Raw genomic sequence first — 21,281 nt, 5'->3', positions numbered from 1 at the left:
GGAATATCCAATGAGCAAAGTAGTGAAATTTGCAGCCCTTCAACTGACGAAAAGCTGGGATCTGGAAGATAACTTAGCCAAAGCAAAAAAGGCGATTCGTGAAGCAGCACAAAACGGTGCGAACGTGATTCTTCCGCAAGAGCTGTTCGCTGCGCCTTACTTCTGCAAAAAACAAGAAGCAAAGTATTTCGAGCTTGCAGAAGAAACGGAGAATTGTCGTCTTATTAAAGAGATGAGTGCGTTGACTAAAGAGCTCGGCGTGGTGATTCCTGTCAGCTACTTTGAAAAAGCGGGCAATACGTTTTTTAACTCGCTAGTGATGATAGATGCCGATGGTACGGTACTAGATAACTACCGCAAGTCACACATTCCTGACGGTCCGGGCTACAGCGAGAAGTACTACTTTAGCCCTGGCGATACCGGTTTCAAAGTGTGGCAAACCAAGTTCGGTAAGTTCGGTGCTGGCATTTGCTGGGACCAATGGTTTCCAGAGCTTGCACGCAGCTTGGCTCTGCACGGCGCGGAAGCGATTTTTTACCCAACTGCAATCGGTTCTGAGCCTCAAGATCCGACACTGGATTCACGTGACCACTGGCAACGTACAATGCAAGGTCACTCGGCAGCAAACCTCGTTCCAGTGATTGCGTCAAACCGAGTGGGCACTGAAGTCGATGATGGTATCGAGACGACGTTCTACGGCTCTTCTTTTATCACTGACCACACTGGTGCAAAAATTGCCGAAGCACCGCGTGAAGGTGAAACCATCATTTACGCAGAAATCGACCTCGCTACGACAGCGAAAGCGCGTCACGCGTGGGGCTTGTTCCGCGACCGTCGTCCAGACCTTTACACCAGCGTTGGCAAACTAGCCGTTTAAAGAGGCGTTAAAATGAAGTTATCGACAACACCAGCGCAAGATGGCTTCTATTTTCCGGCTGAGTTTCAGCCGGTTAGTGAAGTTTGGCTAGCGTGGCCAGAAAGGAAAGACAACTGGCGTGATGACGCATTACCCGCGCAAGAAACCTTTGCCAGAATCGCGAACTTAATCGCGGATGTGACCAATGTGTGCGTGGCGGTATGCTCGCACAACTTTGACCGAGCGCGTCAAATGCTCCACTCAGACGTACGTTTGGTGGAAATCCCATTTAACGATGCGTGGATGCGCGATATTGGACCGACCGTGCTCGTGAATCAGGCGGGCGAGCGCCGTGGGATTAGTTGGCAATTCAACGCGTGGGGCGGCGAATACAACGGGCTTTACGATAACTGGCAGCAGGACGATCTTGTCGCTGGCTCGGTATGCGACATCATCGGTATTGATCATTACCGTGCTCCGTTTGTACTTGAAGGAGGGGCGATTCACACCGATGGTGAAGGCACCCTTTACACCACAGAAGAGTGCTTACTCAGTCCGGGGCGAAATCCGCAATTGAGTAAAGCGCAAATCGAAGAGCAGTTAAAGGCGTACCTCGGTATCGAAAAAGTCATTTGGTTGCCAAATGGTTTATTCAATGACGAAACAGACGGCCATATCGACAACCTGATGCACGTTATCGCACCGGGTAAAGTGGTACTAAGTTGGACCGATGACCAAAGCGATCCGCAATACGCGTTATCTCGTCAAGCGGAACAAGTACTGAAATCTCAGCACGATGCGAAAGGACGCGATATTGAAATTGTCCGTTTGCCATTACCTGGTCCGTTGCATTACAGCGAGCGCGAAGCCAATGGTATCGACGCCTGTTCAGGAATGAGTCGACAAGCTGGCGAACGCCTAAGTGCCTCTTATGCGAACTTTCTTATCGTCAACGAGCATGTGTTCTTGCCGATGCTGGACGAAGAGACCGACGCTATGGCGATCGATATTTTGCAAAACGCGATGCCGGAATACCAAATCATCGCGATACCGTCGAGAGAGGTTCTACTCGGCGGAGGGAACATTCACTGTATTACGCAGCAGATCCCTGCTTAAACATAAACTCGCCGCTGGCTTAGCGGCGATGATGAGTTGTCAAAAGGAATGACCATGCAACAGATACAAAACCAAAGCCTTGTTTCGTTTATGGTAGCGAATCCACAACAGGGCATTGCAGTGACTAATCCGGCGACCGGAGAACTCCTCGGGTACGCACCAGTCTCAACCGAAAACGACATTTTAAATGGCATTGAACGTGCCAGTGTGGCGCAGAAAAAGTGGGCGGCACTGCCAGCAAAAATGCGTGCTGGCATGCTCAATCGTTGGTTCCAACTTCTGTTAGAAAACAAAGCCGACCTTGGCCGTTTGATGACGTTAGAGCAAGGTAAGCCGCTAGCGGAAGCTCAAGGTGAAGTGCTTTACGGTGCGAGCTTTATCGAATGGTTTGCTGAAGAAGCGAAACGTACCTACGGTGAGACGATTCCTGCCCCAAGTGCAGACAAGCGTTTGGTGACCATCAAACAGCCAATTGGTGTCGCCTGTGCGATTACACCGTGGAACTTCCCAATTGCGATGATCACGCGCAAAGCAGGGCCAGCTTTAGCGGCCGGTTGTAGCTTTGTCGTAAAACCATCTGAATCTACGCCGCTGTCTGCGTTTGTGGTCGCAGAGCTTGCCTATCAAGCGGGTATCCCTCGCGATGTGCTGCAAGTGGTTCTGGGTGAAAATTCACGTCAGGTAGGCGCTATTTTCACTTCGCATCCGTTGATTCGTAAGTTGTCTTTCACTGGCTCTACCCAAGTTGGTAGTGTGCTGATGCAGCAAAGCGCGGCGGACATTAAACGTACCTCAATGGAGCTCGGTGGCAACGCGCCGTTTATCGTATTCGATGATGCCGACATTGATGCAGCCGTGGCGGGTGCGATGGTGTCGAAGTTCCGTAACGCAGGCCAAACGTGTGTTTGTGCGAACCGTTTCTATGTACACAGCAAAGTGTATGACGAATTCGTTGCTAAGTTTGACGCTGCGGTTCAGCAGCTCAAAGTTGGTAACGGATTGGAAGAGGGGGTCAACATTGGTCCAGTGATCAGCGAGTCAGCGAAGCAAGGCATTCAAGCGTTGATCGATGGTGCTATCGAGCAAGGCGCGAAGCCGGTTTCAGAACTCAAAACGCTCGATGGTCTATTTATGCAGCCAGTGGTGCTCAAAGACGTTACTCACGACATGAAGATTGTCTCTGAGGAAATCTTTGGTCCTGTCGCACCAGTGATTCGTTTTGACAGCGACGAACAGCTAGTCGAAATGGCGAACGACACCATCTACGGCCTTGCGTCGTACTTCTACAGCCAAAACATCCACCGTGTTTGGAAAATCGCAGAAGCGCTCGAATACGGCATGGTTGGCATTAACGAAGGCATGATTTCTACTGAAGTCGCTCCTTTCGGCGGTGTTAAGCAGTCCGGCATCGGACGCGAAGGAGCAAAACAAGGTATCGATGAATATATGGACGTGAAATATCTCTGCTTTGGCGGCAACTAATTAAGGACAAAACAATGACAAATCAACAACTGCACGAAAGAAGAAGCCAAGTTATCGCTCAAGGCATGGGCGCACTGTACCCACTTTACGTAGAGAAAGCAGAAAACGCTTACGTATGGGATATCGAAGGCAACAAATACATAGACTTTGCAGCGGGTATCGCGGTAACTAACACCGGGCATTCTCACAAGCGCATTAGCGAAGCGGTAAAAGCTCAGCTGGACAATTTCTCACACACGTGTGCGATGGTTACGCCATACGCGTCATTCGTAGAGCTGGCTGAAAAGCTGACAGAACTTGTACCAGGTGAGACTAAGAAGAAAGCGATCTTTCTAACCACTGGCGCCGAGGCGGTCGAAAATGCCGTAAAAGTGGCACGCGCTCATACAGGCCGTAGCGGCGTGATAGCGTTTAAAGGCGGCTTTCACGGTCGCACAAACATGACTATGGGGTTAACTGGTAAAGTTGCGCCATATAAAGCAGGCTTTGGTCCTTTCCCGAATGAAATCTATCACGCGCCGTACCCAAATGCGTTCCACGGCATCAGCGTTGAGCAAAGCTTACAAGCAATCGACGATCTATTTGCTTGCGATATCGAACCTTCACGCGTTGCGGCGATAATCTTCGAGCCAGTACAAGGTGAGGGCGGCTTCTACAAAGCACCTGAAGCGTTTGCACAAGGCTTACGTCAGCTGTGTGATAAGCACGGTATCATGCTGATTGCCGATGAAATCCAAACGGGTTTTGCTCGTACCGGTAAAATGTTTGCAACAGAGTACCTAGGCATTGAACCAGACCTAATGACAATGGCGAAAGGCATTGCTGGTGGTTTCCCAATCTCAGCGGTGGTTGGGAAAGCGGATGTGATGGACTCTGCGCTGCCGGGTGGTTTAGGTGGCACTTACGCGGGCTCTCCACTTGGTTGTGTTGCTGGTCTTGAAGTGCTGAAAATCATCGAAGAAGAAGATTTGTGTGCTAAAGCGATTGGGATCGGTGAAGTGGTCAATGCACGTATGACCAAACTGCAACAATCTGTGCCTGCTATTGGTGAAATCCGTACCACGGGTGCAATGATGGCGATTGAGTTTACTGACCCAGAATCAGGCAAACCACTGCAAGAGATGACCAAAGCGGTGATTTCTAAAGCGCAAGAAAACGGCCTTATCCTGCTTTCTTGTGGAGTAAAAGCGAACGTGATTCGTCTGTTACCTCCACTGACCATCGAATCTGACGTGCTAAATGAAGGCCTAGATAAGTTGGAAAAAGTGATTCTTGAAGTGGCGTAATTCACGCACTTTTAAATAGCAATAACAAATCAAGGAAGCGGTTGGCATCAATCGTTTCCTTTTTGTTTTTTAGCGTATCTGCTGCCTATCTAAAAAGTATTGCTCAAGCTCCAAGTCGTCACTTTTATTACGGATGACTTAACAATTGGGCTCGTTCTTACTTTCCACTTATTCGCTACTTTGTTCTCCTCGAATGTGGTTTGGTGCTCACATTCTAAATCCCGACATCTGAAAGCCACTTGAGCCTATCATTTTATTGAGCGTCATTCCTCACTTTTTGGACTATAAAAATGAGATAGTATTCATATCCCACTTAGGTTGCTTGACAGATTAGCAGGACGAACTTTGATAACAAAGAATACAAGGTATGCCACTTTACTCGGCTTAGTTCCCATCGCCATATTTGTAGTGGCCTTTCATTCGATAACCAACTTTTACGTCAACTCGGTAAAAGCGTCGAAAATAGATGCTTACGTAGATTATTTAAATCAAAGGTCTGCCTATTTGGACGGAGCAATAGTGAAGCAGATTGCTCAGTTAGATTTTACTTGTAGTGATAGTGATGTAAGAACTTTACGCGACTCACGTTTTTATAACCGTTACATTCGTTTTATTGCGATGACCACAGAAGGCGGAAAAACGTGTTCCACGGTTGGTAGTGAAGTGTCTCGCCCATCTAGTAGTGAACGATTTCAGATGGATGAGAACTTTTTCGCATCACTTATTTTGCCGCAACAGAATGACCAAATAGAGTGGATGGTCATTTATGATAATGAACACGTTGAAGTTTTCTGGGTGCTTGATAACAGTTGGGTTAACGAGGTAATAAAAACGCCTTGCAAAGACTGCCTATTTGTAGAGTTTAAGTATGATGAACCAATATTTGGTGATTTAACGATAAGCCGTGGCAAAGCGAATATTGCAGGAGAAGAAAGCGCACTCTCAAAAGAGTTTTTCTTTTCAGGAGAGTCTCAAGCCAACATGCTCATCAAGATATACAGCGGTGAAAAACTTAAAAATTATGCTCAGGAAAGAGTACTTTTGTGGGGCGGTCTTGTAAGTGTGCTTGCTGGTCTTGTGACTGCCTTTGCATACATATCTGGTAAAAGCTTGAGAAAATCCATTACAGGTCTAATTGAAAATGGGATTAGTAATGCAGAATTTATTCCTTACTACCAGGCGATTGTCGATAGTCGCGATGGTAAGACAGTAGGATATGAAGCTCTGATTCGATGGTCGCGGCGTGATGGAATGGTGCCACCAAATATGTTTATTGGTGCTGCAGAAGAAAGTGGCCTGATTATCCCGATGACGAATCAGCTTATTCGTAAAATCATACAAGACTTAAGTGACTTACCCGAGCATACGTGGGTCAGCATCAATATTGTTTCCTCCCATTTAGAGTCAGGTGTATTAACGAAGTTGCTGTCGGAGTTAAATTGGCCAATCTCTAATAGAATTCATTTTGAATTGACCGAGAGAATACCAGTAAAAGACACTGAGGCCGCGAAAAAAGAGATTTTGTATTTAACGAATAAAGGCTACAAGTTCAAAATTGACGATTTTGGTACCGGATATGGTGGCTTTTCTTACCTACAAGATTTGGGCATCCGGTGTGTAAAAGTGGATAAGATGTTCATTGATCCAATAGGATCTGACGACCAAAAGTTGAAAGTGCTAGACTCAATTGTGTCTGCAGCGAACAAAGCGGAATGTGAGATGATTGCAGAAGGTGTAGAGAGCCAGGCTCAAGTCGAATACCTGGCTCAGCATGCGATTTACCTTATTCAAGGTTATGTTTACGCTAAACCAGAGCCCCTGACTAACCTTGCAAGTGCTTAATAGCCATAACGTCATAACATCCCGCTTTAAAGGTGCCAGTTGCCTAGGTTAGCGCTGATTTCTGCTGGTAGGCTCACACTTGAGGATTCCTAACACTCTCATTACTCTTAGAGTGTTAGGAATTAACGTTACTTAGGAGGAGAGTGCGGCTCTTTTCGTTTTGATTGACGTAATGAGCTGAGGTAGTAATGACATTACGATCATTCCTAGCATTAAGCTGTATTGCAGAGGAGTGAACGTTTCCCCCAATAGCAGTAGGCCCGAAACAATGCCTGCGACTGGGTTTGCAATACCACCAAAGGTAAAATCTACGACCGACATCCGCTGCAATAACCATACATACATGCCATACCCTAATGCGGTGTTCAGAATAATTACCCACAGTAACCCTAGAATATTCGTCATGGATACGTCCTGAACGACCGTAACATATGGCTCTGGATTGTTTATCGCCAGCACACTTGTTGCGATAGACATAATCACGCCACCCAAAATGAGCTGCCATGTTAACACTGTCCACCAGTGCATTTTTGTACCTAGAGACTTTGTTACGCTACTTCCTATCACGATGCACATAATGGCGGAGATCATCGCAAGTAATCCCACGGGGTCGAGAGAAATAGAGCTAGGATCAAATAAGAACCAAGCTAAAGCAATCAAAGTTGCGCCGCTTATAGCTTGGATGCCACTAGGCTGGCGTTTGTAGACCGCCCAACCAAACAGCATCGCAAAAACGGGGACCGAAACCATACCAACACCAGAGATGGCAGAAGGAAGCGTCAACGCCATGACAAAAATGAGACCAAAGAAGCAAGCGATGTTGATGGTTCCTAAAACAAGCAGCACCTTCCACTCACTTCTTTTCGGAAACGACGGCTTTATTGCCAGCAACAAAAGACCCGCAGGCAGTGCCCTTAGAGCGCCAAGTAAAACGGGAGGCCAATCCGGTAGAGTAAACTGAGTAACAGCGTAAGTCGTCCCCCAAAAAAAAGCAGGAATCATCGCAAGTAAAATGTTCATGTTAAATATCTTTATGTAGAGATAATTAAATGTAACGATATCGGCAAGGTGGCTTTTTGTAAAGTATCTTTATGTTAAAATAAAAAATATATGATGTTTGGAGAGAAATAATGGATGCAATTGATAGAGTGGTAGAGCAGTGGGCTAGGGAGAAGCCAGACCTCGACACTGAACCGATGGCAATAATGGGTCGACTAATGCGAATTGCAAAATACATGGAATCTAGGGTCGCCGAGCTACATAAGAAGTACGACCTGAAAATGGGTGAATTTGATGTGTTAGCGACACTGCGTCGAGCTGGTTCACCATATTGTCTTACTCCCTCAGCGTTAATAGAGTCGATGATGCTCACTTCGGGTGCGATGACTAATCGCTTAGATAAACTAGAGAAGAAAGGGTTTATTACCAGAACCCATAGTAAAGAAGACCGACGTAGCGTCACCGTTGAACTAACAGGGCAAGGCTTAACCTTAATTGACAAGCTAATTTTGGAGCATGTAGACGTTCAGCAATCGTTATTACATGGTTTAGAAGGCAATGAAAAAGAGCAGGTTAACCAGGCGTTAAAATTGCTATTGCCACAATTTGAGTGAGAACGCAGAAGGAGGTAGGGGATATGAAAAGCAAAGAACTAGAACAATACTTAAGTACCTTCATGTGTGCAGAAAGCGATTTCCCATTTGGGCCTGAAGCGGTTGTTTACAAAATCAAAGGCAAGATGTTTGCCATCATTGCAGAGAGAAACGGTCGGGAGTATGTCAGCGTAAAAGTAAAACCAGAAGATGGAGAAGTCTTAACGTCGCAGTTTACGGACATTATCCCGGGTTATCACTTAAATAAGCGTCATTGGATAACGGTTTATTTTAACGGTGATGTCGAGGATGGGTTGATTCAAGACTTGTGTGAACGCTCTTATGCTCTTGTCGTTGCCAAGCTGCCGAAAGCACAACGAGCGTTGCTTGGTGAGTAATCGGCAACGCACTGGCCTCTGTTGTTTTGTCGCTCGTTGCTCGTAGCCTTTACGGAAAAATTCGCACCTTTTTCATCCTCGGGCTATATAAGAATAAGAAGGTGGAAAAGGGGAATGATATGCGAGCATTATCTGAATGGCTAAAAGAATACGGGGAGAGTCACCAAAACCCTATCAACCAAAAGATTCACACAATCGCAGTTCCAGGTATTTACCTTTCTGTGGTTGGACTTATTTGGTCGATTCCCCAGATTTCATTATTAGGCTTCGAACTTAATTGGGTTTGGGTAGCGGTGATCCCCACTTGGGTTTTCTATTTTCGTTTGTCTCTGAGTGTATTCATGATGATGATCGGCTACACATTAGCGTGCATTGGCCTTATTTGGTCGCTAGAGGTATTGATGTTGCCCGTTCTGCATATTTCTATGCTCTTGTTTGGCGTATTGTGGATATTGCAATTTATCGGTCACAAGATTGAAGGTAAAAAACCGTCGTTTTTTGAGGATTTACAGTTTCTACTCATCGGCCCAATTTGGGTGTTCAGAAAACACTAGCGATAAGCAAAATCAGGCATCATCCGAATGACACAAGACATATAACGTTCAGAGATTATGTAGCTCTTACTACAGAATACCTATCCTTCTTATTGCCACGACAAGCATTCACTTTAGATACGCACTATGATTAAAGAGGTGCCAACGCACTTTACGCTATCGAGATACTTAAACTTACGGCAAGTTTACTTTAGGGGGATGAATGTACGACCGACAATATAAATATGCCTATTGGAGAGAAGAGCGTAAAAAAGGCAAATGGCACTATATATTAAAGTCCTTCTTTATGATTTGTTGTGCATTACTGCTTGGTAAAGTCATCGGTTTGTTCATTTTTGGAGAGCTGCATTCTTTAAGCGACATTTGGGAACAACTCCCTGCGGATGTTTTTATTATGATGCTCGTGGGCTTCCCAATTAGTGTCCTTGGTTGGTACCACGAAGAGTCAAAGTTTTTCCGGGCACTGCGACGCAAAGAAAAGCGGTTAAAAGGCAATCAAAACAAACCGAAATAGAGTAACCTTTGTCTCTGTTTGGATTGCCACTTACCTATCTGATCGATTCTATCCCTTCCAGTCGTTTAGCGTTTAGTTACGTGTTGCAAAAAGCCTTCTTAATACAACAGCCCTCAGTGTTGTGGAAATTGGTACTGTAAGAAACATTAAAAAACGAAGTTGAGCATTAGCGTATAAAGGCTCGCACTGTCATCCTTTGGGGCTGATGAAAACGCGCCAGAGCTATTATTGTAGGCGTTGAACCTTTGCCATTCTGCGTTCAGGGAAACGTTGTAATCTAGGTCGTATCTCAACCCGAGTAAGAAACTGTCTCCACTTTTTTTATCCCGACTATTAAACTGCTGACCGTAAACAATATAAGGAGTCAGCTTGTTTACATTATAACTTGTTGTCGCGTACCAAGATGAGGAAAGATTGCTGGTCTGTCCTTCTGCCATAATCACAATGTTATCGAGCTCGTATCTTAACCCTAGAGAAAACAGATCGATCGTGTTGTTTTTTTCTGTTTCAACTAGACGGTCAATGATTGTGGTTCCGCCACCGGGAGTGGACTGCTCAATGTTAGAGAGCGTCGTTGTTTGATCATAATCGCCGTGGAGGTAGGAAAAATTCCAACGATAGCTCTCTCCGCTTAGCGTTAAGTTCATCCCTGCAGTGTTGTTTGACTCAATTTCCAATTCAGTACGTTCATTGATGGTTACGTCACTATTGTCTTTAAACCCGACAAACGGCATGGCGGTAAGTACGACTTGCTCATTGAGGTCATGAATCCAGCGTGCAGATAGGCCGTTATAAGCCGTGATACCTAGAATGCTGTCATACACCTCATTCGGTGGGCGGGCTTGGGTAAAAGCGTGGCCGACATAGTTGTACTCAGACATCAAAAACAGTGGCAGTCTTAAGCGTCCTCCTCGTATTTCTATGTTTTTATAGGTATAAGCCAAATACGCCCACTCGAGCTGAGGCGAGCTCCAATGGTCTTGCGGGCGCTTTACGACTTGTGCGGATGCCCGAAATGCCTTGTGAAAATAATCGAGCTGCATGCCGAAAGTGGTATCGCAATCGAAACAAGATTCATCGCCAATAAAGCGGTTAACTAGTAACGTAGTTGGGTTATCGGATTTTGCCCACGAAGTAGAGCCAAAACCACTTAAAGAAAGTTGTTCTGTTAGTTCAATCGTGGCTGAGCTCGGAAAGGTCGCGATACTCAGCGATAACATGGTTAAATATTTTTTCATATCAATTCTCCGAGCTAACCACACATAAAACATGAGCATTACTAGGGACGCTCGATGTTGGGGCATAACCAATTCTATTCGGCTTCTCTTGCATCCATGCTATGAGGTCATCAATGCTGGAGCGTGCAATCACTTTTGGCGGTCTAGCTTTACCTGAAAAAGACAAGCTTGCCCAATGCGCGTTCATTTGCGCTAAATTTTTGTTGAGAAGATAACGATAGAACTCAGCTCTTTCTGTTGATGTCGCAGGCCAGTCAGAGAGTTCAATTCGCTGGCCTTGTAAAAGTTGCGTCTTCCCTCTGTACAACTTTCGCGCTTTATTGACAGTGAGCGGAGAGAATTCGTCATTAAATGAGAAAACGGCGTAGCTCTCTGCAGCGAGAGCTTGGCAATTTAATGAAAGAAGGGCAATCAGAATGAACAGATAGCGTTTTATGTAACGCAAAGGAAAAGCAACGCGAGAATGATTTCTACTCATAGAATCCACCTACATTGCTTGTTCAATTTGATACAACAGTTTTTCTTTGCGCACAGGCTTTGGTACGTAGGCATCCATTCCTGAATCAAAGCAGCGTTGAATATCATCATCAACGACGCTTGCTGTTAATGCGATAATGGGCGTCTTAGCTAATCCTTTACTCGCTTCATAAGCTCTAATTTGCCTAGAAGCTTCAAACCCATCCATTATGGGCATCATGCAATCCATCAAAATAACATCAAACTTTCCATCTTTTTGGAACATTTCGACTGCAATTTGTCCGTTTTCTGCGACTTCGAATTGATAGCCTGCTTTAGATAGCAATAGAGAAGCCACTTTCTGGTTCACTCTATTATCTTCGACAAGCAAGATGCGTTCGGAGCGAATAGGCGTTACCGTTGCTTCTGGTTGCTCAGAACTTGCAGGTAGTTCATGAGTTTTATCGGGGGTGGTGTTCTCTTGGTGTGGTTCAGCAGGCGTCGTGTTGGAAACACGTAACCCAATTGCCTTATCTAACTTCTCTTTAAGCAACCCTGCTTTAAACGGTTTGGGCACATAGTCATCCATTCCAACGTCAAAGCATTTTTGTATATCGTCATCGACCACACTTGCCGTTAGAGCAATAATCGGAATTCTGAAAGCGCGTTTTTCTTTTACTTCTATTTGACGAATTATTTGGGTGGCTTCAAATCCATCCATTACGGGCATCATGCAGTCCATTAAAATTAGGCTGTATTGATTCTGTTGAAATTTCTCAACCGCTTCTTGTCCGTTTACAGCGACATCAAAGTCGAAGCCAGCTTTTGTGACGTGTAGCCCCGCGATTTTTTGATTGACCGTATTGTCATCAACGACCAAAATTTTCGGCAGAGATTTAACATGTTGCGCTGAAGTGCTCTCTTGTTGTGCGTGCGAGAAATTTGCCGCACAACTTTCAAGTGCTTTAATTAAGCGCTGCCCTAGTAGTGGCTGAGTGACCAAGGCGCTGATACTGCTTCTAAAGTCGAATTGTGGGCTATGAAGGTGCTTGATGAGGCAGACACGAATGTTTCGTTTACAAAGGCTTTCTATCTCATCGATATGCATCGCCGCTGCATTTGGTGATGCTTCTACATGAATAACGATAACGCGCTCGTTATCAATCCACGTTGGCAACGCACTTAAGGTATCTACTGACTGCGTTATATTGATGTTGAAAAAACTTAACTCGTTACGCAGTTTTTGTTCTAGTTGAGTACTGCTGCATACAATCCATATGTCGTTGTGATTCAGAGCGTGATAAGCGTTAAACTCTTGCGTCACAACAGGAGCAGTTAGTTCAAAGAAGAAGCGACTGCCTTTACCTTTCTCGGATTCAAGTTGAATTTCTCCACCCATTAGCTCAACTAATTGCGTGCTAATGGCAAGCCCAAGTCCAGTTCCCCCAAATTGTCGGGTAGTAGAGTTATCCTCTTGGGCAAATGGAGCAAATATTTTCTTTTGCTGCTGGGCATCAATACCAATCCCAGAATCTTTAACGGAAAACTCGATGACCGCTTCACCATTTTTAATTTCGCGGGTGATGACCGATAGCTCTACACTGCCTTGTTCGGTAAATTTTACCGCGTTAGACATGAAGTTCATGACAACTTGGCGTATACGATGGTCATCCAACATTACGTGGTAAGGCGTGTTACGGCTAATGTTGACTTGCACATCGATGCCTTTTTCCTTTGCTTTCGGTGAAATGATAGAAGCAATGTCATAGATAGACTCTCGAACACAAGTTGAATGTGGGCTAATGAGCAGCATCCCAGATTCAATTTTTGAGAAGTCTAGAACGTCATTAATTAAACTCAAAAGCAGTTGGGAGGAGGTTTCAATCGTGTCGACGTAATCGCGTTGTGTGGCAGTCAGGGAAGTATCGGATAAGACTTCAGAGATACCAATAACGCCATTTAGCGGCGTGCGGATCTCGTGGGACATGTTGGCCAAAAAGCTACTTTTGGCTTTACTCGCCTTAATTGCATCATCTTTTGCTTGTTCTGCATCTTCTTTAGCTTGTGTGAGCTTTAGTCTGGACAACATCCGCTCATCACTAAGCTTTTTTACCTCTCGAGCAAACTTACTCAGCTCGTCTTTACCCTTTATTAGTTGAGCAAGAGGTGAATTTTCAGTGTTACTTTGTTCATTGCTTTCGTTACTGAGAAATTTGAGGACTAGATTCAAGTTTCCAGTAACTTTTCGCACCAATCTTAGCGTTAAACTTACGACCAACAGCGTTAAAAGGCTCATCATTGCGATAAAGGTAAAGCGGTGCTGTGTCGTCGTGTTGATTGTCTTTGATATATCATCACTCAGCTGTTGTTCCATTTTGTCGTCAACACTTTGTAATAACGATAAGCGTTTGTTGAGTGCAGATAACCCCGCATCAATCTCATCCGGGGTTAATGATTTGAGTTGAGCTGGTTGCAATAAATAAGCACGAAACTCTTGGCTTTTGATAAAGACTTCACCCGTAAACGTCTCAATGAGCAGATCTACTTGTTGTTGATTGGCATTTAGCGTCACAAAACGCTCTAGAAATAGTTGTTGGTTCTGGATTAAAGATTGGATAGAAGCCTGTGTTGCGAGGTCATACTCGTTATTTTCCTCTGAAGATCGAATCAAATATTCGCTTAATCTATGCTCTTCAGTGGACCAAAACATCAACCATTCAAGTTGCATCAAAGAAGAAAGGTGAGTGTTTGTTTCATAACTCACATTTCTAAAATAGACTTTGTCTAAGCTCATGAGGATTTCTTTGAACGTATCAGCGCGCCACTCTGCCGCATCTAACTTTTCTTCTTGATTTTGCGAAGAGAGCATCGAGAGGGTTGCTTCCTCAAAGCTTGTCAACTGGTTTAGTATCTCAGCGTTTTCACCGAATACTGGTGCAGCGGTGTCGCGTAACAATTGAGATATCTGCTGAGTTTTTAGTTGCTTATCTATTACATCAGGGTTATTCGGTAGGTGATAAAGCGAAGATACGCGGTCGATGTAGACAGAGAATAACTGTGCTTTTTGTAGTTCCTGAGCCTGGATAGAAAGGCTTTGTACATGTTTACCCGCGAGGACAAGCAACAATAAAATTGGCAGCAAAACCAACCCAAATAGCTTTTGTTTTACCGACAGGTTGTTCCAAGAAAAGATTCCTACCACGCGCATTTCCATATCCAAGAAGTTGATATGAAAAGTGTAGTTTATTTATCTCAGATGTTAGATTTTAAGAGAAAATTCATATTAATGAGGTGGGGGAAGTGTGACCGATATTGCATTACGAGTACTAACGCGCTAAGCGGCAATAGTTAACAAAACGGCGTTCTAAGCAAAGTGATTGACGCTTTGAGCGCCATTCCCTCGTTGGTATTCAAATGCAATCAATTCCTCGGCAGGTACAGGTCTACCTAAGAAAAAACCTTGTACGACGTCACAGTGGAGAGACTCCATTCGTGTGAGCTGAGTTTGAGTTTCTACGCCTTCGGCTACTACTTTCATTCTTAGGTTATGAGCCATGGATACAATCGCGCGAACTAATGAATCGTCTTGATCGCTTTTTCGGATTTGAGCGATAAATGAACGATCAATCTTGAGCCCGTCAAAAGCCATATGTTGTAGGTAGGCAAGGGCTGAATACCCCGTACCAAAGTCATCTAGCCAAACTTCCACTCCGATACTTTGTAGTTTTTTAAGCACATATTGAGCTTTCTCTGTATCATCAATAAAAAGTGACTCTGTCACTTCAACATGAATGGTTTGAGGGGCGACATCATGTCGTCGTAAATACTTAGAAAATAATTGACTTAAATCTTGGCGATAGATTTGTCTTGGGGACAAGTTTAGTGCAATGTGAAAATCAGTACCGAAATGTTCTGCCCACATTGCCCGCTGAGCAACTGCCGTCTCAATGATATGTTCTCCAAGCTCCAATATTAAATCACTTTGTTCTGCGATCGGGATAAACGATTCTGGACTGATATAACCTTTCTCGGGATGATTCCACCTAACCAATGCTTCGACCCCAATTAGGCGATAGGTTTTTAGATCAAATTGTGGTTGATACCACAGCTCGAATTGAGACAAGTCACGTACTGAACGACGCAGTTCTCGTTCTATGTATAAACGTTGTTTAATCGTTTCATCAAACGTGGAATCGTATATCGTCATAATGTCTTTACCGCGTCTTTTAGATTCCTGCGCCGCAAGAGAGGAAAGCTGTAAAAGAGACTCAGCGTTTGAACCAAATTCTGGATACACAGCAATTCCGAGGCTTGCCGTAATTTGAATATCGTTCTCTTCCAAACTAAAGGGAGAGAGTAGTTGGCGATGAATAGCGTGCGCTTTTTCTCTAGCTTCATGATTGTCCGAGCACGGAAAGGCCAGTACAAATTCGTCCGCACCTACTCGACTTACGATGGTAGAAAGGCGGTAAAGCGGCTTAAAATAACTCGGCAAACGGCTTTGAAGCTCTGAGGCAAGATGGCCTAGCAATTTATCCCCAATGTTATGTCCATAGTTATCGTTAATGTGCTTAAAGTCATCCAAGTCAATAAACACAACCGCGAGTGAGGGGGATTTGTGGTCAGTTATTTGCGTTTGAATATCAATGAGTAACTTTTCTCGGTTTGGCAGGGAAGTCAGAATATCGTGGTACGCCATGAACTCAACTCGGCTGGTGTATCGGTTCACTTTGTTTGACATTTTGTTGTACGCCGAAATAAGTTCTCCCACTTCATCTTTGCTTTGTATGTCGGTGACTGGCAGCGCTTGGGTATTTGACTCTGAAAATTGATCTTTTAGTTGCTTGAGTGGTTTAGTTAACGACCGCCCCAAAGCATAAGCGATGATGCTACCGAATAGAACGGATATCCCACTGATCGTTAGCAGCAAGTTAAACATCTTCTGTTTATCGTTTGAGGTAATCGCTTGGACTTGTTCAATGTTCTGTTCTTTCTCTTCCAGTAGATGTATCAAGTTAAGCTCAAGATACACCGCCCCAAGAGTAATGTTTGATTGCTGAATCGGCGCTGCGATCTCCAACTGATGCTTGGAAAAGGAAACGAGAGTTCTAGATTCTTCTATTGCTTTCAAAATAAAAGGAGAGCGGTAATGAGGTTGGGCAAACATCCTTAGCTGAGTAGTGCCGTCGTGAAAGATTAGCCCTTCATTGTCAACAACATGTATTTTCGAGACATCTGGCTGGCTCAATGTTGCCTTAATTTGCTCATACGCTTGACTGATATTGTCTGTATAGAGTGGATCAAAAAGCTGTTTTGATAATAGCTCTGCATAAACCAACCCTTTTTGCTTAACGTAAGATTCTGTTTTTTCTTGAGAGTTGTTCGTGATCTGTTGAGTTAAGCTATTTGAATACGCATCGTAACCGTGCATGTATAACGCAAGATTTATCACCACAACAAACAAGACAACGAACATTGTCGAGCAAATGTATTTGGTTTCGAGTGAGAGCTTTTGAAACATCAATCCACCTTCGGTAACAAGTGAACTGACTTGCGCACTGTACTTAAGGAGGCTTGCATTTCTGGAGTAAGCGCGCTGAATTTTTTGGTGTTCTGAAACTTTTTAAGTGCGAGAGAGCCTTCGTGAGTTGTATCCATATCAAGCAGTATGGACGTGATTTTACGCTGTTGCTCTAGGCTCATGCTTGGAGAAGCGAGAATTAAATCCCTGGGTATTTCAACAGAACGAGAAAAAATCGCTAGTTTGTCTTTCATGTTCTCTGGCAAATCTTTGGGATTGTTCCAGTTGAAGTTACTGAATGCTCCTGCTGCAACTCTCTGTTTATATACCCATACAGATAGGTTGATTTCATTTGACTGAGCGAGTTGCTCATCAAGGAATAAATAACCAATGCTGTCTTTGGCCGGTTTGTCATCAGGAGAGGGAAGGTATTGCAGTTTTTCTCCGTGATTCAGCAATGTAATCGCAGGTAGGTAATAGCTGCTGGTAGACGTGCGCTTTTCGAAAACAAGCGTTTTTCCGCGCAGGTCAGAAAATGACTCAATGCCACTCTCTTTATTAGTAAAGAACACCGTATGATATTTTTGCAGGCCTTTTTTCCATCGTATAGCGAGGACTTGGCTATTAGACTCCTTTTCTAAGGTCATCGCATTAAAGGGGGTCGCCGTTGCAATTTGAACGGTGCCATTTTCAAGCGCAACCGCGAGCTGACGATAATTTTTAAATACCTTTACCGCCCCTTTTGCGTAACCATATTCAGCCATATTTTCAGTTACATACTGGGTAAGGGGCGTCGCTTTTTTGATTTTGCTTTGGGCTTTATTCGACACAATGCCAAACGTGAATGTTTTCTCAATATTATCTTGTGCACTGACGACAAAAGGTGAACTCAGCAAAGTGAGTAATAACAGAGTGCAGGCAGGTTTCATCCGGCTTCAACTTCCTTCTGGTGCATGTCAGTAATATTTAGTATTTATCAATGTGCCGAAATCAATCTTAAAAACAGTATGATGTACAAATTTCGTTGTGTGCGCACTTTTTATAATGTGACTTGGTCACTTATTCCGTTCAAATAGTACCGAATTTGACGTTTATGTACAGGATGAATGTATCACCGTGAGTCTGAATTCACTGGATTCTTGGTCAAGCGCTGTATTGGCTGTGAGCTAATGCGCCTTATGTATCGCTATTTTGTACTAAGAAAATTTTTCCAATTGTTTTTGATACTTTTTCTCGAGAGCTTCATTGCCTGCTGCACGTTCAAGTTGAATCATGAGTTGCAAAGAGGGCTTCTTCACGCCATACATTTGATTGAATCTCATTAATCGAATTCTAGCTTCAGTATAATCACCGCTATCAATTTCTATTTTAGCGAGTTGCAAAATCGATTTTGGTCTATGGGGATCATGATCGATAGCTCTAGTAAAGTAGTATCTCGCTTTGTCTTTATCTTGTGATTTTAGAGCACAAAAAGCTGCATTCTCATAGCTCGCTGGAATAAGGTAGTAATAAGGCTGCTCAATGGCTCGATTAAACATCTGATCGGCTTTTTCGAAGGCACCTCGCTTGCAAAGAAAAGTACCGTAGTTATTGAGCACATTTCCGTTTTTAGTGTGTTGGCGTAGAGAGCGTTTATACATCTGTTCGGCTTTAATATCTTCACCAACCGTTTCGTAGTAGTGAGCCATAGATAATTGCGCGCGATAGTATTGAGGTGCGTGGTTTAAGGCTTGTTGTAAGTTATCATGCGCGCGAATCATGTTACCGCCGTCTAAATAACCTAAGCCAAGTGCGATACGTGATTCTGCCATTGCCACAGGATCGGCTTTAACGACAGGGCTTCCATCTTCTTTCACCGTCACGCAACCCACGAGTGCAAACTGAGACAATAATATTAGTGCACCGAGCTTTGCTGTTTTCATTCTTTATCCCTACATCCCTGAATCTTTCTGCATGATATGAATTACTTAGCAAAAGCCTATTGAGGAAAAAACACTATGCGATCAGGTTTGCAAACTGTTATGAAAAAGCCGCCATATGGCGGCTTGGTTCACATATTACATTTCGGTAATGATGAGTGCTTTGTTTGCTTATTTTGAAGCTAATCGTCTTTAGTGAAAGCATCTTCACTGAAGTGATCGAGGTCGTACGGTGTTTGCTGATAAACACAGTAGTTCAGCCAGTTTAAAAAGAGGAGGTGTCCATGGCTTCTCCAGCTTGCAATTGGTGGGTTATCTGGGTTGTTGTTTGGGTAATAGTTGACAGGAATAGCGGGCTCCATACCTTCGCTTAAATCTCGGATATATTCATTATGTAAGGTGTGAGAATCATACTCAGGGTGTCCTGTGACAAAGACATTGCGTTTGTCTTTTGTGGTGGCCAAGTACACACCTGCGACATCCGATGTCGCTAAAATGTCTAAGTCAGTATGCTCTTCTAGAAAGTGAGGCGAAAAATCTGCGTAACGCGAGTGAGGAGCCAAAAACGTGTCATCAAATCCACGTAAGATAGGGTGAAATTGATGATGGATTTGGTGATGATACACGCCTGAAAGTTTTTCTTTACGCGTTTTTTTAGGTAGATCGTAGAGTAGCTTTAGTCCTGCTTGCGCAGCCCAGCAAACATAAAGAGTGGATGTCACATGATCTTTTGCCCACTCCATGATGGTTTTGAGATGATCCCAATAAATGACATCTTCAAATTGCACCAAACCTAATGGAGCTCCAGTAATGATCATGCCATCGAAGTTTTTATCTCTCACCATTTCAAATTGGCGATAAAACGTGTCTAAATGTTCAGTTGGCGTATTTTTACTCGGGCGGTTATCAATGCGCAGTAATTCGACGTTAACCTGTAGTGGGCTGTTTGAGAGTAGACGCAGAAACTGAGTTTCAGTCTCTATTTTTTTTGGCATCAGATTAAGGATCAGCACTCTTAAAGGACGTATTTCCTGACTCGCTGCACGCGTTTCACTCATCACGAAGATGTTTTCTGTCCTTAATACATCGGTAGCTGGTAATTGATCTGGAATTCTAATTGGCACGACTTTCTCTCCCTAAGTATAGTCAATCTAGACGTCTATACTTCTAAAGCTAACTTAATTAAGTTTAGATGTCGATACGAAATCCGACTTTTCAATCTACTCTTTACATTATGGTAAACCGTACTCGGGGTTGTCACACAATTGTGACTAAAGCAGAGTTTCTGATGAGATAGGTTTGAAACGCAGTGTGTACTATTTGCTGGTAATTATGCGATCACGTTAATATGTGAAGGTGACTTCGTAGTAAGGAAGTCTCAAATTAATGAGCCATACTAAAAACAATCAGCTCACCATTTTGCATTAATGTGCATATTTGGAAACATCGTCAGTGGAGGACATTATGTTCGGTATTTTCAAGAGAAAGACAAAGATTCAGAGCATAGCTCAAGAAGTTCCTTGCGTGCTACTGCATTCGTTTGGTGATAAAGACATTTATACGCCGGAAGAGATTGATCAAGCTCTTCAAAAGCTGGGTTATGATAAGAGCAAGGATATCAGTCATTATCAGTATGCGTATGGAATGTTTGCCGATGAAGCCTCTTACGAGCTCCTAGAACTAACGGATGAGCTAGGTAATTATGGTCATTTCCAACGTGAAGTAGGTAAGATGCTACTCAATACACCTGAGCCGATTGATATGCATATCTACTTTGAAATTTCTCGTCAGCACCAAAACGTCAGCCTTTCACCTGGTCATCAAAAAGTAAGCGAAAGTGATGGTGTGTAAACATCGTTAGTGGTATTCCATCGTGAGATGAGTTGGGTATAATGCGCGGCCTAATTATCCGGACATGTTGTCGGTTACATTTCTGTTGAGCGTTAATGCCTTATGTTCAAAATGCTTGTCTCTATGCCACCAATGTTGGCGCTGTCGATAGCGATTGTATGTGAAGTGATTGCCACTTCTTATATTCCCAAAACAGAGCAATTTACGAAAGTAATGCCGAGCACAGTCGTTTTGATTGGTTACGGCATCGCTTTCTTCTTGCTTTCCGTCACAGTGCAAACAATGCCTGTCGGGGTTGTTTATGCCATATGGAGTGGTGCTGGGATCGTTTTGGTTGCGACGGTTGGTTACTTTGTTTACGGACAGCGGCTAGACTTACCAGCCCTAGTTGGTATTGGGTTTATCATCGCTGGTGTGTTGATCGTAAATTTATTATCCAAAACAGTAGGGTACGAATAACGCCACTCTACTTGTTAAGTGAATAAGAAGCCGCAGCGAGAAATTGCTGCGGCTTTTTAGTACAAATTCAATCGCTAATGGCGAGTATTGATATGATGTCTTATTGTTGCATTCATCACGGTCGCATTATGTGATTGAACAATAGGCATTATTTAGCGCATTGAAAATACAAAGTTATGTTTCTTCAAACTTTAGGA

Annotated in this window: 19 protein-coding genes; 11 read left to right on the top strand and 8 right to left on the bottom strand. The window is 43.8% G+C overall.

Features of this window, described 5'->3' with window-relative positions; all coding sequences use genetic code 11:
* The first annotated feature begins 10 nt into the window (after window positions 1–10).
* The 5 genes from aguB to R7127_RS11470 all read left to right on the top strand — a co-directional run bounded on the left by aguB (window position 11) and on the right by R7127_RS11470 (window position 6,582).
* Window positions 11–877 (top strand): N-carbamoylputrescine amidase, encoded by an 867-nt coding sequence (gene aguB / locus R7127_RS11490; RefSeq protein WP_064376925.1) that lies wholly within the window; start codon window positions 11–13, stop codon window positions 875–877.
* A gap of 12 nt (window positions 878–889) precedes the next feature.
* On the top strand, window positions 890–1,972 hold the full coding sequence (gene aguA, locus R7127_RS11485) for an agmatine deiminase (RefSeq protein WP_064376926.1): 1,083 nt from the start codon (window positions 890–892) through the stop codon (window positions 1,970–1,972).
* A 54-nt stretch (window positions 1,973–2,026) separates the two neighbouring features.
* Window positions 2,027–3,454, top strand: a complete 1,428-nt coding sequence (locus tag R7127_RS11480) for an NAD-dependent succinate-semialdehyde dehydrogenase (RefSeq protein ID WP_033905198.1) — start codon at window positions 2,027–2,029, stop codon at window positions 3,452–3,454.
* Window positions 3,455–3,468: 14 nt separating this feature from the next.
* Window positions 3,469–4,740 (top strand): 4-aminobutyrate--2-oxoglutarate transaminase, encoded by a 1,272-nt coding sequence (gene gabT, locus R7127_RS11475; RefSeq protein WP_033905199.1) that lies wholly within the window; start codon window positions 3,469–3,471, stop codon window positions 4,738–4,740.
* Between the two features lie 345 nt (window positions 4,741–5,085).
* Window positions 5,086–6,582: an EAL domain-containing protein gene (locus tag R7127_RS11470; protein ID WP_033905201.1), complete on the top strand. Its 1,497-nt coding sequence runs from the start codon at window positions 5,086–5,088 to the stop codon at window positions 6,580–6,582.
* Window positions 6,583–6,714: 132 nt separating this feature from the next.
* Here the strand turns inward: R7127_RS11470 and R7127_RS11465 are convergent, their stop codons facing one another.
* A complete protein-coding gene (locus R7127_RS11465) occupies window positions 6,715–7,602 on the bottom strand; it encodes a DMT family transporter (RefSeq protein WP_064376927.1) in 888 nt (295 codons plus the stop codon).
* A gap of 110 nt (window positions 7,603–7,712) precedes the next feature.
* Here R7127_RS11465 and R7127_RS11460 point away from each other — a divergent pair, with 110 nt between their 5' ends.
* The 4 genes from R7127_RS11460 (at window position 7,713) to R7127_RS11445 (ending at window position 9,640) form a co-directional block, all read left to right on the top strand.
* The gene (locus tag R7127_RS11460; RefSeq protein WP_064376928.1) at window positions 7,713–8,195 is read left to right on the top strand and encodes a MarR family winged helix-turn-helix transcriptional regulator; all 483 of its coding nucleotides are present in this window, start codon (window positions 7,713–7,715) and stop codon (window positions 8,193–8,195) included.
* A 23-nt stretch (window positions 8,196–8,218) separates the two neighbouring features.
* Window positions 8,219–8,572 (top strand): MmcQ/YjbR family DNA-binding protein, encoded by a 354-nt coding sequence (locus R7127_RS11455; protein ID WP_005377801.1) that lies wholly within the window; start codon window positions 8,219–8,221, stop codon window positions 8,570–8,572.
* Between the two features lie 119 nt (window positions 8,573–8,691).
* Window positions 8,692–9,126 (top strand): DUF962 domain-containing protein, encoded by a 435-nt coding sequence (locus R7127_RS11450; RefSeq protein WP_005377800.1) that lies wholly within the window; start codon window positions 8,692–8,694, stop codon window positions 9,124–9,126.
* Between the two features lie 202 nt (window positions 9,127–9,328).
* Window positions 9,329–9,640 carry a hypothetical protein gene (locus tag R7127_RS11445; RefSeq protein ID WP_005377799.1) on the top strand — a complete coding sequence of 104 codons (312 nt, stop codon included), beginning with the start codon at window positions 9,329–9,331 and terminating at the stop codon, window positions 9,638–9,640.
* Between the two features lie 146 nt (window positions 9,641–9,786).
* On the opposite strand, the gene R7127_RS11440 is transcribed toward R7127_RS11445, so the two are convergent.
* From R7127_RS11440 to metA, 7 genes are all read right to left on the bottom strand, one after another.
* Window positions 9,787–10,878, bottom strand: a complete 1,092-nt coding sequence (locus R7127_RS11440; protein ID WP_064376929.1) for a hypothetical protein — start codon at window positions 10,876–10,878, stop codon at window positions 9,787–9,789.
* A 1-nt stretch (window position 10,879) separates the two neighbouring features.
* Window positions 10,880–11,356, bottom strand: a complete 477-nt coding sequence (locus tag R7127_RS11435) for a hypothetical protein (RefSeq protein ID WP_017633987.1) — start codon at window positions 11,354–11,356, stop codon at window positions 10,880–10,882.
* A gap of 9 nt (window positions 11,357–11,365) precedes the next feature.
* A complete protein-coding gene (locus tag R7127_RS11430; RefSeq protein WP_318141921.1) occupies window positions 11,366–14,542 on the bottom strand; it encodes a response regulator in 3,177 nt (1,058 codons plus the stop codon).
* A gap of 156 nt (window positions 14,543–14,698) precedes the next feature.
* A complete protein-coding gene (locus tag R7127_RS11425) occupies window positions 14,699–16,855 on the bottom strand; it encodes a GGDEF domain-containing phosphodiesterase (protein WP_172563296.1) in 2,157 nt (718 codons plus the stop codon).
* Window positions 16,855–17,784: a phosphate/phosphite/phosphonate ABC transporter substrate-binding protein gene (locus tag R7127_RS11420; protein WP_172563295.1), complete on the bottom strand. Its 930-nt coding sequence runs from the start codon at window positions 17,782–17,784 to the stop codon at window positions 16,855–16,857. Before R7127_RS11420 ends, R7127_RS11425 begins: the two co-directional genes overlap by 1 nt.
* A gap of 267 nt (window positions 17,785–18,051) precedes the next feature.
* Window positions 18,052–18,777 carry a type IV pilus biogenesis/stability protein PilW gene (pilW, locus tag R7127_RS11415; protein WP_033905207.1) on the bottom strand — a complete coding sequence of 242 codons (726 nt, stop codon included), beginning with the start codon at window positions 18,775–18,777 and terminating at the stop codon, window positions 18,052–18,054.
* A 179-nt stretch (window positions 18,778–18,956) separates the two neighbouring features.
* Window positions 18,957–19,898, bottom strand: a complete 942-nt coding sequence (metA, locus tag R7127_RS11410) for a homoserine O-acetyltransferase MetA (RefSeq protein WP_005377792.1) — start codon at window positions 19,896–19,898, stop codon at window positions 18,957–18,959.
* 340 nt (window positions 19,899–20,238) lie between these two features.
* Here metA and R7127_RS11405 point away from each other — a divergent pair, with 340 nt between their 5' ends.
* Entirely contained in the window at window positions 20,239–20,625 is a 387-nt protein-coding gene (locus R7127_RS11405; protein ID WP_005377791.1) for a DUF6559 family protein, read from the top strand.
* A 123-nt stretch (window positions 20,626–20,748) separates the two neighbouring features.
* Window positions 20,749–21,084, top strand: a complete 336-nt coding sequence (locus R7127_RS11400; RefSeq protein WP_169644527.1) for a DMT family transporter — start codon at window positions 20,749–20,751, stop codon at window positions 21,082–21,084.
* Window positions 21,085–21,281: the final 197 nt, after the last annotated feature.

It is taken from the genome of Vibrio sp. 1159, assembly GCF_033340395.1.
GTDB classification, from domain to species: domain Bacteria; phylum Pseudomonadota; class Gammaproteobacteria; order Enterobacterales; family Vibrionaceae; genus Vibrio; species Vibrio alginolyticus.
Note: the sequence above shows the minus strand (reverse complement) of the source record. Positions and strands in the feature narration are given on the sequence as shown.

Bases quoted from the DNA above. Each gene is read 5' to 3' on its own strand.
- aguB (WP_064376925.1), top strand. From the start codon at position 11: ATGAGCAAAGTAGTGAAATTTGCAGCCCTTCAACTGACGAAAAGCTGG.
- aguA (WP_064376926.1), top strand. From the start codon at position 890: ATGAAGTTATCGACAACACCAGCGCAAGATGGCTTCTATTTTCCGGCT.
- R7127_RS11480 (WP_033905198.1), top strand. From the start codon at position 2,027: ATGCAACAGATACAAAACCAAAGCCTTGTTTCGTTTATGGTAGCGAAT.
- gabT (WP_033905199.1), top strand. From the start codon at position 3,469: ATGACAAATCAACAACTGCACGAAAGAAGAAGCCAAGTTATCGCTCAA.
- R7127_RS11465 (WP_064376927.1), bottom strand. From the start codon at position 7,602: ATGAACATTTTACTTGCGATGATTCCTGCTTTTTTTTGGGGGACGACT.
- R7127_RS11460 (WP_064376928.1), top strand. From the start codon at position 7,713: ATGGATGCAATTGATAGAGTGGTAGAGCAGTGGGCTAGGGAGAAGCCA.
- R7127_RS11455 (WP_005377801.1), top strand. From the start codon at position 8,219: ATGAAAAGCAAAGAACTAGAACAATACTTAAGTACCTTCATGTGTGCA.
- R7127_RS11450 (WP_005377800.1), top strand. From the start codon at position 8,692: ATGCGAGCATTATCTGAATGGCTAAAAGAATACGGGGAGAGTCACCAA.
- R7127_RS11445 (WP_005377799.1), top strand. From the start codon at position 9,329: ATGTACGACCGACAATATAAATATGCCTATTGGAGAGAAGAGCGTAAA.
- R7127_RS11440 (WP_064376929.1), bottom strand. From the start codon at position 10,878: ATGAAAAAATATTTAACCATGTTATCGCTGAGTATCGCGACCTTTCCG.
- R7127_RS11435 (WP_017633987.1), bottom strand. From the start codon at position 11,356: ATGAGTAGAAATCATTCTCGCGTTGCTTTTCCTTTGCGTTACATAAAA.
- R7127_RS11430 (WP_318141921.1), bottom strand. From the start codon at position 14,542: ATGCGCGTGGTAGGAATCTTTTCTTGGAACAACCTGTCGGTAAAACAA.
- R7127_RS11425 (WP_172563296.1), bottom strand. From the start codon at position 16,855: ATGTTTCAAAAGCTCTCACTCGAAACCAAATACATTTGCTCGACAATG.
- R7127_RS11420 (WP_172563295.1), bottom strand. From the start codon at position 17,784: ATGAAACCTGCCTGCACTCTGTTATTACTCACTTTGCTGAGTTCACCT.
- pilW (WP_033905207.1), bottom strand. From the start codon at position 18,777: ATGAAAACAGCAAAGCTCGGTGCACTAATATTATTGTCTCAGTTTGCA.
- R7127_RS11405 (WP_005377791.1), top strand. From the start codon at position 20,239: ATGTTCGGTATTTTCAAGAGAAAGACAAAGATTCAGAGCATAGCTCAA.
- R7127_RS11400 (WP_169644527.1), top strand. From the start codon at position 20,749: ATGCCACCAATGTTGGCGCTGTCGATAGCGATTGTATGTGAAGTGATT.